This window comes from Runella sp. R0.1_18 (assembly GCF_057652155.1).
In genome coordinates this window covers 116,809-130,221 of sequence record NZ_JBYFCK010000006.1, presented here as the reverse complement: position 1 = coordinate 130,221, position 13,413 = coordinate 116,809, and the positions used below count along the sequence as shown (strand labels likewise).

General features: G+C 44.8%; 15 protein-coding genes. 1 reads left to right on the top strand and 14 read right to left on the bottom strand.

Annotated elements, in window-relative coordinates:
• Positions 1–67: 67 nt before the first annotated feature.
• From AC23P2_RS12840 to gloA2, 4 genes are read right to left on the bottom strand one after another with little or no spacing between them, the layout of a single operon-like run.
• Positions 68–1,525 carry a 4Fe-4S binding protein gene (locus AC23P2_RS12840; RefSeq protein ID WP_487773569.1) on the bottom strand — a complete coding sequence of 486 codons (1,458 nt, stop codon included), beginning with the start codon at positions 1,523–1,525 and terminating at the stop codon, positions 68–70.
• Between the two features lie 12 nt (positions 1,526–1,537).
• On the bottom strand, positions 1,538–2,470 hold the full coding sequence (locus AC23P2_RS12835; RefSeq protein ID WP_487773568.1) for a 1-phosphofructokinase family hexose kinase: 933 nt from the start codon (positions 2,468–2,470) through the stop codon (positions 1,538–1,540).
• A 34-nt stretch (positions 2,471–2,504) separates the two neighbouring features.
• Positions 2,505–3,104 (bottom strand): ribosome biogenesis GTP-binding protein YihA/YsxC, encoded by a 600-nt coding sequence (gene yihA / locus AC23P2_RS12830; protein ID WP_028522953.1) that lies wholly within the window; start codon positions 3,102–3,104, stop codon positions 2,505–2,507.
• Positions 3,105–3,161: 57 nt separating this feature from the next.
• On the bottom strand, positions 3,162–3,551 hold the full coding sequence (gloA2, locus tag AC23P2_RS12825; RefSeq protein ID WP_472488133.1) for an SMU1112c/YaeR family gloxylase I-like metalloprotein: 390 nt from the start codon (positions 3,549–3,551) through the stop codon (positions 3,162–3,164).
• Positions 3,552–3,616: 65 nt separating this feature from the next.
• On the opposite strand from gloA2, the gene AC23P2_RS12820 reads away from it, so the two are divergent.
• Positions 3,617–4,609, top strand: a complete 993-nt coding sequence (locus AC23P2_RS12820) for a phosphotransferase (RefSeq protein ID WP_487773567.1) — start codon at positions 3,617–3,619, stop codon at positions 4,607–4,609.
• Between the two features lie 88 nt (positions 4,610–4,697).
• On the opposite strand, the gene AC23P2_RS12815 is transcribed toward AC23P2_RS12820, so the two are convergent.
• The 10 genes from AC23P2_RS12815 to AC23P2_RS12770 form a co-directional block, all read right to left on the bottom strand.
• On the bottom strand, positions 4,698–5,048 hold the full coding sequence (locus AC23P2_RS12815) for a DUF5615 family PIN-like protein (RefSeq protein ID WP_487773566.1): 351 nt from the start codon (positions 5,046–5,048) through the stop codon (positions 4,698–4,700).
• A 4-nt stretch (positions 5,049–5,052) separates the two neighbouring features.
• Positions 5,053–5,286, bottom strand: coding sequence for a DUF433 domain-containing protein (locus AC23P2_RS12810; RefSeq protein WP_487773565.1), 234 nt, complete (start codon positions 5,284–5,286; stop codon positions 5,053–5,055).
• A gap of 187 nt (positions 5,287–5,473) precedes the next feature.
• Complete coding sequence (locus AC23P2_RS12805; protein ID WP_487773564.1) at positions 5,474–6,085, bottom strand: hypothetical protein; 612 nt, start codon at positions 6,083–6,085, stop codon at positions 5,474–5,476.
• Between the two features lie 63 nt (positions 6,086–6,148).
• Positions 6,149–6,538: a hypothetical protein gene (locus AC23P2_RS12800; protein WP_487773563.1), complete on the bottom strand. Its 390-nt coding sequence runs from the start codon at positions 6,536–6,538 to the stop codon at positions 6,149–6,151.
• Between the two features lie 19 nt (positions 6,539–6,557).
• A complete protein-coding gene (locus tag AC23P2_RS12795) occupies positions 6,558–7,916 on the bottom strand; it encodes a vanadium-dependent haloperoxidase (RefSeq protein ID WP_487773562.1) in 1,359 nt (452 codons plus the stop codon).
• A gap of 122 nt (positions 7,917–8,038) precedes the next feature.
• Positions 8,039–10,225 carry a TonB-dependent receptor family protein gene (locus tag AC23P2_RS12790; protein ID WP_487773561.1) on the bottom strand — a complete coding sequence of 729 codons (2,187 nt, stop codon included), beginning with the start codon at positions 10,223–10,225 and terminating at the stop codon, positions 8,039–8,041.
• A gap of 163 nt (positions 10,226–10,388) precedes the next feature.
• Complete coding sequence (locus tag AC23P2_RS12785; RefSeq protein WP_487773560.1) at positions 10,389–10,946, bottom strand: hypothetical protein; 558 nt, start codon at positions 10,944–10,946, stop codon at positions 10,389–10,391.
• A 55-nt stretch (positions 10,947–11,001) separates the two neighbouring features.
• The gene (locus AC23P2_RS12780; protein ID WP_487773559.1) at positions 11,002–12,138 is read right to left on the bottom strand and encodes a DUF3179 domain-containing (seleno)protein; all 1,137 of its coding nucleotides are present in this window, start codon (positions 12,136–12,138) and stop codon (positions 11,002–11,004) included.
• A gap of 81 nt (positions 12,139–12,219) precedes the next feature.
• Positions 12,220–12,789 carry a carboxymuconolactone decarboxylase family protein gene (locus tag AC23P2_RS12775; protein WP_487773558.1) on the bottom strand — a complete coding sequence of 190 codons (570 nt, stop codon included), beginning with the start codon at positions 12,787–12,789 and terminating at the stop codon, positions 12,220–12,222.
• Between the two features lie 74 nt (positions 12,790–12,863).
• On the bottom strand, positions 12,864–13,412 hold the full coding sequence (locus AC23P2_RS12770) for a carboxymuconolactone decarboxylase family protein (RefSeq protein WP_487773557.1): 549 nt from the start codon (positions 13,410–13,412) through the stop codon (positions 12,864–12,866).
• Between the last annotated feature and the right edge of the window lies 1 nt (position 13,413).

Sequence of the window (13,413 nt, the reverse complement as noted above, 5' to 3'; positions counted from 1 at the left end):
AAAAGCCTCCCAAAGACAATGCATGGCACAGAGCTCTTTGGGAGGCTTTTGTTAATTATTGCCCTTTTTATTCTTGTTTTGGTTTCTTCGGTACAAAAACAGGCTTAGGTCGTGCCCCCGTTCCCCCAATGGGGGCAGTTACGTTCGATTTTTCTTCCGTCGTCTGTGGACTATCGACCACGGACTCAGTATTTAAAATTGGCTTTTTAGGAACAAAAACAGGCTTCGGTCTGGCCCCCGTTCCCCCATTGGGGGCAGTTGTGTTCGATTTTTCTTCCATCGTCTGTGGACTATCGACCACGGACTCAGTATTTAAAATTGGCTTTTTAGGAACAAAAACAGGCTTCGGTCTGGCTCCCGTTCCCCCAATGGGGGCAGTTGTTTCAGGTTTTTCTTCCGTCGTCTGCGGACTATCGACCGTGGACTCAGTATTTAAAATTGGCTTTTTAGGTACGAAAACAGGCTTCGGTCTGGCCCCCGTTCCCCCAATGGGGACTGATTCGTCAGATTTTTCTTCCGTCGTTTGTGGACTATCGACCGTGGGCTCAGTATTTAAAATTGGCTTCTTTGGAACAAAAACAGGCTTCGGTCTGGCCCCCGTTCCCCCAATGGGGGCAGTTGTGTTAGATTTTTCTTCCGTCGTCTGTGGACTATCGACCGTGGGCTCAGTATTTAAAATTGGCTTCTTAGGTGCGAAAACAGGCTTCGGTCTAGCCCCCGTTCCCCCAATGGGGGCAGTTGTTTCAGGTTTTTCTTCCGTCGTCTGTGGACTATCGACTGTGGGCGCGGGAGTTGAGGCTGACTGCTCAACGCTCTCCGCTGACGGCTGCGCCACTGGCTTTTTAGGCGCGAAAGCTGGTTTAGGTCTAGCCCCCGTTCCCCCAATAGGGGCAGTTATGTTAGGTTTTTCTTCCGTCGTCTGTGGACTATCGACCGCGGACGCTGAAACTACCGCCTTTTGCTTTTTCAAGGCTTCCTTTTCCTGCATGAACTGCTCATATAACGACTTCTTTTCTTCTGCCTGTTCGGGCGTAAGATTAGAGTAATGGTAGTTCATGTCACGCACATCAAACTCACTGTAATCGAAGGTTTTGGTCATCGTTAAACACTCTGTTGGGCACACTGTCGTACAAAGCCCACAGTAGCAACACTTGGCCATGTCTATGTCAAACTTGGCGGCATACAAGCGAATGGGCGAACCGTCTGAAGCTTTTCCAACTTCACCAGTGGCTTTAATAGGCTCTATATCAATACAATCGACAGGACAAACCTTGGCACATTTATCACAGACAATACAATCGTCCATTTCATTATGTAAGCGATAACGGCCATTATCGGGTATAGGCATCACTTCGAGCGGGTACTGCAAAGTCACCATTCCTTCTTGCTCATTAAAATACCCCCCTGTACTGACATTGTGGTTGCTTCGACGATTTCGCGCTTGCCACAGGTGCCTGAAGGTCAGTTTTAATCCTCCTAAAGTGGTACGAATACCGTCGTTGATATGTTCAAAATATGTTTTCAAAGAATTTATTTTTTAACTCTTCCCAAATCGTTTCAACCAATCCATTAACCTTTCAACATCAGCGCGGAGAAAAAGTTGCGTTCCTTCGTTCATGGTCGCGGCCGAACCACAAGCCACGCCCCAACGAATCATTTCTGAGTAAGTCAGTCCTTGCGTCAGTGCCCACGTCATTCCTGCCACCATGCTATCGCCAGCACCTACTGTACTTCGCTTCTGAACAGGCGGCGCGGGGACATGCTCGCACAGGTCTTTTGTGACTAAAATAGCACCTTTGGGTCCCATCGACACAATCACTACTTCACATTTTCCATCCCCAATGAGCATTCGAGCGGCATCGTCCACGTCATCGATTTGTAAATCTTTCGCACCGACCAACGCTTCCAATTCTCCGATGTTGGGTTTCAACAAAAACACCCCTTCATCACAAGCAGCTTGTAGTGATTCACCCGATGTATCTAGTACAAGCCTAGCCCCCATTTCTTTACTGATAGCCGCTACCTTTTCGTAAAAATTGACGTCCATTTGTGGCGGCAAACTTCCACTTGCTACAACGTACTCGGCTTTTGACTGCCGTAATGTTTCCAAAACAGCCTCGGTTTCGGCTTCACTCAAGGCGGCCCCAGGCATCCCGAAACGGTATTGGGCATTGGTAGAAGTTTCGGCAACAATAAAATTTTCCCGTGTCCACTGTTCGGTCTGAATCACCTCACAGTCAATCCCTTCTTGAGATACCAAATCACGAAGAACTTGTCCCGAAGGGCCACCCGTCGTAAAAATAGCGGTACTTTTTCCTCCCAATCGCTTGATGGCTTTGGAAACGTTGATACCTCCCCCTCCCGCATCAAAACGTGGCGCATCACAACGCAGTTTTTGTTCTGGAATCAGTCGGTCGATATGGGTGCTTTTATCCACCGCAGGGTTGACGGTTAGGGTTACTATTTTCATCGTATGTCTTGTCGTTATTTATAGGATAATAGACTTATTTGGACGCCTTATTCCACTCCTCAATTTGGGCCAAAATATCTTGTTGCCCCACTCGTTTTTCCGAAGAAGTGACAAAAATAAGCGGCAACTCTACCCAAGTTTCTAACAGGGTCTTTTTATAGTTCTCTAGTCGAGTTTGCAACTGGTTTGCAGTCAGTTTATCTGCTTTTGTAAACACCAAACAGAACGGCACCCCTTTTTCTCCCAGCTTTTGCATAAACTCAAGGTCTATTTTTTGGGGCTCAATGCGGGAGTCAATAAGAACAAAAGTACACGTAAGACTTTCACGGTTGAAAAGATAATCATCTATCATTATCGACCACTTTTGGCGTTCGGTTTGCGATACTTGGGCATATCCGTACCCAGGTAAATCGACCAAATACCAAGCATCGTTTATCATAAAGTGGTTGATTACCTGTGTCTTACCTGGCTTGCCTGAGATTTTAGCAAGGTTTCCGTGGTTGGTAAGCGCGTTGATAAGCGACGATTTACCCACATTCGACCGACCGATAAACGCGTATTCAGGGCGGTCGGGCTTAGGACACTGTTCGTGCTGCGAAGAGCTTTTGACAAAAACGGCAGTTTTGATTTTCATAGTGCAAAATTACAAATAACTCACCAATGACGTCGGGATTTGTTTGTTTTGACCAAATTAGTTTTCATAAAACTCAATCGGAAGGTCATCAGGGTCGGCGATAAAGAAAAAACGTTTGTGGGTAAATTCATCCACCCGAATCGCTTCACATTCAACACCTTTTTCGGTCAGAAAGCCATGCGCTTGCGAAACATCTGCCACACTAAAAGCCAAATGACGCAGTCCAGCGGCTTCGGGGCGAGAAACCCGTGCAGGAGGGTTTGGAAATGAAAACAATTCGATTTGGTAGTGATCATTGATGGCCAAATCAAGTTTGTACGAGTCTCGTTCGGCACGATACACTTCCGCGACAACCCTTAAACCCAATAATTGAGTATAAAAATGCTTTGAACGCTCGTAGTTGGAACAAATAATGGCTACGTGGTGAATGTTTTGAAGTGAAAGCATGTTGTTACTTTCCTTGTTTAAAACCTCGTTGGTTCTCTAATGCTCAAATTTAAAAAAATTTAGCCATGCCTTATTTACCAATCTATGACTCTCGGTTCCAGGCCGCCCCATTAGCTCAGTACCTTCAAACATTATATCAGTTTTCAGACATCATCGAAGCTCGCATTCTCAAAACAGGGATTAACCATACCTACCTGATTCGCACGGCAACTGATTCGTACATTTTTCGTCTGTACTTTCATCAATGGCGTAGTCGGTTAGAGATTGAGGAAGAAGTCCGACTGTTGCTTCATTTAAAAGACTCAGAGGTACCTGTTTCCTACCCTGTTGCCGATAAAAATGGAGCCTATATTCAAGAAATTGAGGCACATGAAGGGTTACGTTACGGAGTGCTTTTTTCGTTTGCTGAAGGTGAGAAAACTCGCTTTTTTACTACCGAACATAGCTATACTATCGGACAAGCGATGGGACGTTTTCATCAAGCGACTCAGAACTTTGGTTTACAGCGGGTTACGTATTCGGCCGAAACCCTGCTCCAACACCCATTAGCACAAATCAGAAAGTATTATTCTGCCAACTCCGAACCCATGAAGTACATCGAGCGAGTTGTGCCTTTGTTGGCTGAGTTGCTGACAACAACCGATACCACCTCTTTACGACAAGGAGTTGTTCACCTTGATATTTGGTTCGATAACCTCAACATTTCGGCAGCGGGAAAAGCAACCCTTTTTGACTTCGATTTTGCAGGAAATGGCTGGCAATGCCTCGACTTGGCGTATTTCAACATCCAACTTTTTAATACCGAACCCGATACTAATCGCTACGAAGAAAATTTAGCTAGTTTTTGGGCAGGATACGAAGCGATACAACCCGTCTCAAACGAAGAAAAAACGTTAATTCCCCCACTTGCAGTTTGTGTCTGGCTGTTTTATTTAGGTATCCAATGTCAGCGCTACGACGACTGGTGCAATCTTTTTATCAGTGAAGATTATTTAAAACGATTTATTGGTATGGCACAACGCTGGAGTGATAACCATGGGCTGTTTACCGATGCTTAGAGTTTGATAATCAACCATATACTTCAAAACAAAGTCAGAGACTTTAGGCCGTGTCCGTCCCGACATCATGTCGGGACGAGCGATAAAACTACGAAGGAATTATTTCAATGTAAGTCTGTGTGACAATAACCATTTTTGCATTCGGCAAATACTCCATGATTACTTCCCATTTTAACGAAAAGAAATGGTGGAGCTCTTTAAGTAGCATATTTCCTAATTTGAAATAAATAACCTTGGGAGGTTCCGAATCAATTAGGCACCGATCATAGAAATCAGCATCTTTGGTAAGAATAACCAAATTATTCTCTTTTGCATATCGCCAAATGTCGCGGTCATTAGCCTTCCCATCACTATCTATGACAAATTGGAAATTTGGCGCATTGAAAAAGGAAAAATGCTTTGGCAAATTCACATCTACTAAAAATTCATAGGAAGACATTCTATCAGGCAGCTTTAAAAAAGTGAGTTTCGTTGTCAACTGCCCGCACTGCATACTGCAAGCAAGCGTCTATATCCTCCTTTTCAAGAAATGGATATGCCATTAAAAGATTCTCCACAGTTTCACCTGCCGCGATATATTCCAAAATTGTTTTTACGGTTATTCGATACCCTCTTATTATCGGTTTACCGTTGCAAACATTTTCATTAATGGTAATTCTTTTCAATAGATTTTCCATGATGTTCTGTTTTATACAAAATTAAGGATTTGTTTTCACGAAGACAAAAGGAAAGTTACCTGTAAAAACTGCCAACGAGTAGATAATCAACCATATACTTCAAAACAAAGTTAGAGACTTTAGGCCGTGTCCGTCCCGACATCATGTCGGGACGAGCGACGTGTCGGGACGAGCGACGCAGCCAAAGCTATTCGACAGAAAGCATTTTGGCGTTTACCTCTTTTTCAATCGTGATGTAGCCAGGGTAATTGATTTGTGAGTTACCAATTCCCAAGGTAGGGCGCAGTTTGATGGTCAACTTAGAGGGGGTCGTGTTGGCTTTCCCCGACAGATTTTGCATCATATTCACAATGGCTTCGCGGGCTTTGCTATCGGTAATAAACCGATAAGCGTTCGTTGTCAATTGCATTGGAACGCGGGTGGTGCCACCTTTGGGTTGCACTTCGATACGCTGGTCGTACAGCCCCGTAAATAGCTCATTTTCTGACAAAAACACCTTGTATTCAAACTGGTTGATACCCGCCAAGTTTTTGGTTGGGTTGGTAATATCAAGATTAAGGCGGAGGTTGAGCGGGACGTCTTTGGTCAATATCGCTAACCCAATTCTTGGCGACTGCGACAAATCAAGATTTTGTAAGCTCCGAACATCCACGCCTGCCAGCGTAATATTATCGGCCGACGCAACGGTGTATTTGCAGTCGCCAAGGGTTTTTACTTCCGAAATTTGTTTCGTAACGGCGCAGCGTTGAAACAGGCCAGCCAGGGCCAAAATCACTACCAAAAGGCTAATTCTTTTCATTCTAGTACGTATGTTTTGATGTACCCAACGTTTATTAGCCCGTAAAATTGCAGCAATGACTGCTTACTGACAAATCTTTTGTAACACTTTTTCGGTTGCCTCATCAAGTTGTTGACGCTCTTCGGGGCTGTGGTAAGTCGTCGAAAAAAGGCTATCCATTGTTTTTGTAATTTTATCGGCCAGTTCTCCCGTGCGGAGGGTATAATATTCTTTGACCGAATCTATTTCTGCTGCTTTTTGGAGCGACAGGCCAATTTTATTTTTGGCCAACGAGTCTTCCATAAAGCGAATGTCGTTGGCTACTTTAAAGCGTTCTTCTTTCAATTGGCGAGCCTCACATTCCAATTTCGCCATGAGTTGGGCATCTTTTTCGAGTTGAGCTTGATCCATTTTTTGGCAGCTCATCACCAATAATCCTCCTAAACTCGCCCAAATTAAAACCTTGATTTTCATCTATTTTCAATTGTTTAGGTTACTTCACATTTTGCGGCCATTGAATCGCACTAAGTACATTATTGCCAATACCACGCCCCATCAACAAGCCATTTTGGTTATCCATTTCGTAGTGAATACCGCCGTACAAGCGCGAATTGGCACATTCTTGAGACATGGCAGCGAAGTTTGTGAATTTACGTGGAGCAAAACCATGTTGAACTTGTGAGCGGTCGGTGAAAGTATAATTGCCATCACCAGTCGTAAATAACTTTACAAAAATACGCTCTCCAACCCCAATTTCTGTTGCATGTCCAGATGTATAGGCAGGAAAAGGAGGAGTCCCAATCACCGTTTTAAAAGCGGGGTCAATGTACTTTTGAATGTAGGATACTGGTCGAATCAACGAATAATCATATTTTGCTTTCCAACAAGCGATAAAGGCATCAATTTCGGCAATACCCAACATGGCATAGCCCACCACGGCTTTTTCGAGGGTCGCATTTGTTTCTTCCAACAATTGGGTTAGGATATTAAATGTGTGTCCCGTTGGGGTACAAGTAACAAACGGGTCATCTGCCCAAAATTTTGTAATTTCTACCTGCTCAGGTGTATTATTTTTTACTTGATTATACACCACCAGCGCTTCTTTGTAAAACGCAGAGCTCTTATCGGTAGAAAACGGAATGGGTTTTGATGGATTGGCATAAGTCATGTTAGAAGCCAAAATCGGGCGACATTTAAACCAATAAGGCGCAAGTGGGGTAGCATTATTGGCATCGGTAGGCACCCATTTATCAACCCCAGTTACGGGTGTAAAAGGGCGCGAAAATGGATTTAAGTACGAATCGTGCCCGCCATCGGTAAGCGAATATTCATAAATAGCTTGTGATACTGCTTGTCCATGTTTTATCGACTCATCTGCCAAGAGCTTTGAAGTAGTTTTCAAAAAAGCCGCTAGGTTGTCGGCCTCCATCTGATTGATTTTTGCCAAATTATCTGCACTCAGTTTTTTATCAAACATTTTACGCATCATGTCAGCTACGGCGGCATTGACCACTACCCCCCAATGATAACGCACATTGAGCGGAAGCGGCACGGGCATGGTTGCTGGCATTAAGCGGTTGATTTGACCTGCCAAAGGCTTCGCGCTTGGGATTCCGCTGTACACAGCTTCGTAGGCTGTAATACCCACATAACCAAAAGCCCGAGATGCCTGCGGGGGCAAAAAGCCCGCCGTCTCTTTCACGATTCGGCACTCTAATTTCATCCACTCTCGGAGAAAATCAGCCGAATAATCCGACACATTGTTTGTCTTGGCGGGTTCTACCACTTCGGGAGTGGTTGTACATCCTGCCAAGAAAGCTACCAGTAGCACAAAGGATAACAGTCGTTTCATAATAAGTACAAAGTAAAGTTGGTGTAGTTCACAAATCTGTTTTAAGTTTAAGCTATTGTCTTTTTCTAGACCTACCAAGTTTCTAAAACTTGGTAGGTCTTCTCCGTTTAGTTCTTGTCTTTTTACAATTTTACTCCTACCGACAGCGCCACACTCCGACCATCCGAAGGCCAAATGCCTGGGCCTGGGTAAAAAGTTGGGCGTTTTGTAAAGTATGACTCATTTAAGAGGTTATTGACACTCAACCGCACGGTGTATCTTTCGCCAATCCGAATGGTAGAATTCCAGTCAATGATGGTATAACTTGGGACCACGCCCTTTGCGCCATTGGCCGACGGCTGAATGGTATTGAGGGCATCGGCAAAGGTTTTTGATACATAGCTCCCCAACAACGTAGTACTTAACCAACGGTGGTTGAACTCTATCCCATTGCGGCTCGTCCACTCGGGTACCGACTCCACACGATTACCCACAATGTTTTGGTTTTCCTTTCCGTTGCTCACTTGGCCTTTTACATAACGGGCATCAATATAGGCTGTTGAGGTAAAGACCGACAACCGAGTGCGGCGTGTACGCAAAAACTCGTATTCTAAGTACATTTCTACTCCTTTATTGAGATTGTCGCCAACGTTGGTACGAAAAATATACGGCGTTCCGTCTGGGTCATTCAAAATCAGGCTACCGAGGCGATTTTTGTAGCTTAGGACAAAACCAGTGATATCGTAATGTAGCTTTCCAGTACGGCCGCTCATTCCTACTTCAAGGTTATATCCTTGCGCGTCTTTCAGGTTTTTATCTGCTCGCTCCAGCACAGAGGCAGGAATAATGTCCTTCAAAATCACAGGACGATACGCCTGCGACCAGCCCGCATAAATGCGATTTTGCTCGTTTAGGCGATACTGCGTACTCACCCCAAACAACGGAAATCGGTGCGGGATGCTGTTAGGTACAACCTCAGGTTTGAGATAACGGATGTATCCCGAAAAGTCGGTTTGACCACTCTCCAAACGGAAGCTTGGCGAGACTGTCCAGCGGCGGGTTAAATACAGCAAGTTTTCGGCAAAAAACGCCACGTTCTTCGTTTTGAAATGCATGTCCCGTCCCCAGCCGTCGGTACCAACCAGTGTTAAATCATAATCGCTGCCTGTTGTGCCTTTGCCCATCTGTCTGCGGTTCAAATCGTTGTTCATCACCTGTACTCCCGCAACCAATACCGAGCTCATGTGCCCAATTTGGTAGTCGTGAGACAGCTTTAGTTCCGACGTAAAACTGTTGAATTTGTCAACATCGACTTGGCGATTTTTGTACTGCAACGTACTGGCTTCGATGGCGTCTTTGACCGTAGCAAAGGCATCAATCATCACACTATTACGTGCACCCAGCACCATCGAGTTCACCCATTGCAAACGCGTGCGGGGCGTGATTTCCCAACGTAGCGTAAGCGAAGGCAAGTAAATGTCTGGTTCGTAATAATTACGCGAACGAGTTGACATCCGTGGGTTAGCCAAAAACATACTATCGGTCAATGGCCCAGGAATTTGATACACATAATCGGTATGCCCCAATTCTGCCTTTAAGGATAATTTTGGCGTAAAATCATACTGCAAACCCACATACTGCGACTCTGATTCCGAACGGCTATTCTGGCGATACCCATCCGACTTACGGCGGTGGTAATACGCATAGTACGTTAGTTTACCTATTTTTCCACCAATGGCATTATACGAACTCAACAACCCAAAAGAGCCGAGCGAGCTGATATTTTCAAACCCAAAACGGCGGGTAGTATCTGCTTGCTTACTGACGTAGTTAACCATTCCGCCAAACTGCGCTCCGTATTGTAACGAGCCCGTTCCACGAACAATTTCGATTCGCTCATACGACTCCGCAGGTGGGTTATAGTGACTCGCAGGGTATCCATACATATCGGTATTACCAATAACACCATTATAACGGACATTAAATTCCCAGCTTCGGTGAGGGTCTAAACCCCGCGTGGCAATGTTAATTTGATTGCCCGAACCATCCATGTCATACACAAATATGCCAGGGATTTTGGCAAACAGTTGACGAGGATTTCTTTCGGCGATGTTTGCATTTAAGCCCAGTAAATGAATCACTTCGCTTTTTTTACCCGCAGCAATCAGTAGCTGGTGCACGTCGGGTAGTCGTTCGATTTGGATTCGTTCTCGCATTCCGATCACCTCTACTTCTCTCAAGTTTCGAGTGGTATCAGCCTTGGCTTTTTGAGCAAACACCTGTTGGCTAAGGCATAACCCTAGTCCTACAAGGCATATATTTTTTACCATCTAATATTATTCCTCCATGATTTGATTCGTAAACTTTTTGAGCTGACATCCCACAACAAGGGACGCCCTAGATGTCGGCATCAAACCAACTAAATACCAGACCTACATAAGTCAGAAGCTGACTTAGTACGGCCTGCTATCAGAAAGGCTTAATACCATTACATCATGCAAGTTTACTACGCTCTGGAGGAGGAGATAGCAGATGAAAAAATGAATCAGGAATTAATTGAGGTGAAAAACAATAGACTGGCTGAAGTAAAATTTCTGAGCAAAGCAGTGGTGGCCAATCTAAGTTTCCGTTAGAAATATACGTCTTGGTTAATCCTAAGAATAACGCAACCGTCTTTTTCACAGGGCTCAACGGAGTTTTTGAGGACGCATCCAGTGCTTCCTGTATCTGAATTGAAAGCTCGGTAAAGCGCTCACGGGCATCGCGGTTGGTTTTCAGAACAATGTAAAGCGTATCGTCTTTGTGATACTGCTTCACAATGTTGTAAAAATCACCGTCTTTTCGAATCAGCCCTTCCTGTTCGGCAGGGATTTCTTGGTAAGAAACGTAAGGCAACTCTTGAAGAGGTATCTTAATTATATCCCATTGATCGTTTTGGGTCACGGGAGAAGCACTTTGGTAGTCATCTTCAAAACACAACAACGCCACCGACAGCCCAAACATGTGATAGAGCAGTACGATTAATAGACCGGTGGAGAGTAGTTTTTTCAATGATAATTAGCAAAGTAAAAGCACGAAATCATATCGTCAATTATCGTGCCAAAAATTATTTATACCTTTTTGAATCGGGGTGGAATGTTTGCCAACTGTGCCAATACTCTTGATAGGCATTGGCTCTTTCTAAATCGGGAATGCCTTTTCGGTGCGATTTTCCAGCCAAATCATACGCACACCCACCTTCATCATACAAAGAATCATTTTTCATACTCAACTTTTGCCCAGGCGTAGCACGATAAAGTGCAACAAAACTCTGTTTATCAGACGCTAACACCACCGTCACGGGCAAGTATCCAATCATATCATTGATGATTTTTTCTTTTTGTAACTGATTCCAATCGTACGCTTTCGTACCCCCATTTACCACCACACCCACTACCCACGATTTATCTTTCCACGAAGTTGTATCGCGTTTGGTCAACTCTCCTTTTCGTTTTCCCGTTTCATAATTACTGAGTGAATCGTATTTTTCTTGAAAAGTTGGGTCGGGCTGCATGACCAAACTCGCTGGATGTAACGCCAACCACTTGTCAAGCGTCACTTGCATGACGGGGATTTCGGGCAAATATTTTCCTTTCAATTCGCCTGCAATGGCTTCACCGTTGGCTTGTCGCCACCAACTGCCCGTCGTTTTGTCTTCAAACATGGCGTTAAAATGGTCCATCCCTACCAAACGAAACGTCTCTTTTTGGCCATTTACAATGGGCTCAAATGCCCTGCCCGTTCGGCAAACCGTGCAATAAGTCACGATGATAGGTTTCCCACCCAACGTATCTTGTACTTGGTGGTGATAACCAATGTATTGAATCGGATACGCCCGCGTTTGACCATTGACTTCCACGCCAATCACGAGGCGTTCTTTGGCTACTTTGTTGGTTGTGCTATTTTTCAGCGTCAGTACCGAAGGCTGATAAAACATCGAATCAGCCGCCATATTGAAATTGGCCATATAAACCACTCCCCCTAAAATTAATACACTCACAAGTAAAGCCCCCATTGGGGGTTTGGGGGCTGCTAATAATAGTACTCCAAACAACCCTCGAAATGCCCACCGCCACGTGTGTAAAAAATAGGCCGCGTCAATGCTGTTCATTCGTTGGCTACCTGGCATAGGCATGATGAAATACACGTTGGCGATTTCAAAAAGAATCAGGCCAATAATACCGATGTAAAAAAGTTTTTTCATAGAAATCAATGTCTTTTGATAGGGTTAGTTTTAGGTAAAAACTCCCAGCTAAAGACACTGGGAGTTTCCAATCACTCCAACCTATGATATTATCTTTTCAGAAGTGTATTTTCCTTCTGCTGAGTATCCTTTTTCAACAACTCTAGCAGCTCTAACGCGATATACCTCAGGGTTTTGAGGCGCAATCGTCGCCAATCCGTCCACGTACCGATTAAACATACAAAAGGCTGCCGCAATCAGCACCGTATCATGAATTTCGCGGTCAGTAGCCCCCTCGTTTTTGGCTACCTCTACTTGCTCACTTGTTACGTTTTTTCCGCCTTTTTGAACACTACCCGCAATCGCCAACAACGCCTTCATTTTCGGCGAAAGATTTGTCTGTTCGTAATCGCATTTAACGGCTTTGACAAACGACCAATCGTCATCTCCCAAGTACTCACTTGCCACTGCTCCGTGAATGGTTTGGCAGAAAAAGCAGTCGTTTTGGGATGAAACGTAGGTGGCTATCAGTTCACGTTCGCCGCGGCTCAGTCCTTCGTCGGTTTGCAAAAGCGCATTGGCCAGTGCATTCATGGGCTCAGCCGTATGGGGGCTAAAATTCATCGGGCCCAAAATCCCTGGTAAGTCGTTTTGAAATTGTATATGTGGCATTGTAAAATGTCAAATGTTAGAGTTCAGAGTGTCGTTTTTTTTTAGACCTTATAGGTTTTTGAAACCTATAAGGTCTAAGCTTTGGGCTTCGGCGGCACATATCCCAGCGTACCCATGCGTTCACCCATAGGGATATAATCAGCGACATCGGTGGGCGTCACCGTTGCCAAACCATCCACGTAGCGATTAAACATACAAAACGTCGCTGCAATCAGTACCGTATCATGGATTTCGCGGTCGGTAGCTCCGAACAGGCGGGCATTGGCAACTATTTCTTCCGAAACGGTGCGAGCGTCTTCTTGAACGCACTTGGCAATGGTCAGCAACGCTTTCATTTTATCAGAAATTGGTGCCGTTTGGTAATCCGCAATAACCGCATCGACGACGTCTTGATTACTCTCAAATAAAAACCGCGCCGCTGCCGCGTGGCTACAAGTACAGAAAGTACACTGATTGAGGGACGATGTGAAAGTGGCAATCAACTCCGCATCTGCTTGCGAAAACGAGGAATCTCCCCTCAAAAGGGCCTCTGCCAACGCATACAAAGCCGCCCCTGTATCAGGACGATAAGCCGCCAAACTGCGGATTCCAGGAAAACCATCGGGCAATGAAATATGTGGCATA

Excerpts from the sequence above, each read along its gene's own strand:
- AC23P2_RS12835 (WP_487773568.1), bottom strand. The coding sequence starts at position 2,470 with ATGAAAATAGTAACCCTAACCGTCAACCCTGCGGTGGATAAAAGCACC.
- yihA (WP_028522953.1), bottom strand. The coding sequence starts at position 3,104 with ATGAAAATCAAAACTGCCGTTTTTGTCAAAAGCTCTTCGCAGCACGAA.
- gloA2 (WP_472488133.1), bottom strand. The coding sequence starts at position 3,551 with ATGCTTTCACTTCAAAACATTCACCACGTAGCCATTATTTGTTCCAAC.
- AC23P2_RS12820 (WP_487773567.1), top strand. The coding sequence starts at position 3,617 with ATGCCTTATTTACCAATCTATGACTCTCGGTTCCAGGCCGCCCCATTA.
- AC23P2_RS12815 (WP_487773566.1), bottom strand. The coding sequence starts at position 5,048 with ATGTCTTCCTATGAATTTTTAGTAGATGTGAATTTGCCAAAGCATTTT.
- AC23P2_RS12810 (WP_487773565.1), bottom strand. The coding sequence starts at position 5,286 with ATGGAAAATCTATTGAAAAGAATTACCATTAATGAAAATGTTTGCAAC.
- AC23P2_RS12805 (WP_487773564.1), bottom strand. The coding sequence starts at position 6,085 with ATGAAAAGAATTAGCCTTTTGGTAGTGATTTTGGCCCTGGCTGGCCTG.
- AC23P2_RS12800 (WP_487773563.1), bottom strand. The coding sequence starts at position 6,538 with ATGAAAATCAAGGTTTTAATTTGGGCGAGTTTAGGAGGATTATTGGTG.
- AC23P2_RS12795 (WP_487773562.1), bottom strand. The coding sequence starts at position 7,916 with ATGAAACGACTGTTATCCTTTGTGCTACTGGTAGCTTTCTTGGCAGGA.
- AC23P2_RS12790 (WP_487773561.1), bottom strand. The coding sequence starts at position 10,225 with ATGGTAAAAAATATATGCCTTGTAGGACTAGGGTTATGCCTTAGCCAA.
- AC23P2_RS12780 (WP_487773559.1), bottom strand. The coding sequence starts at position 12,138 with ATGAAAAAACTTTTTTACATCGGTATTATTGGCCTGATTCTTTTTGAA.
- AC23P2_RS12775 (WP_487773558.1), bottom strand. The coding sequence starts at position 12,789 with ATGCCACATATACAATTTCAAAACGACTTACCAGGGATTTTGGGCCCG.
- AC23P2_RS12770 (WP_487773557.1), bottom strand. The coding sequence starts at position 13,412 with ATGCCACATATTTCATTGCCCGATGGTTTTCCTGGAATCCGCAGTTTG.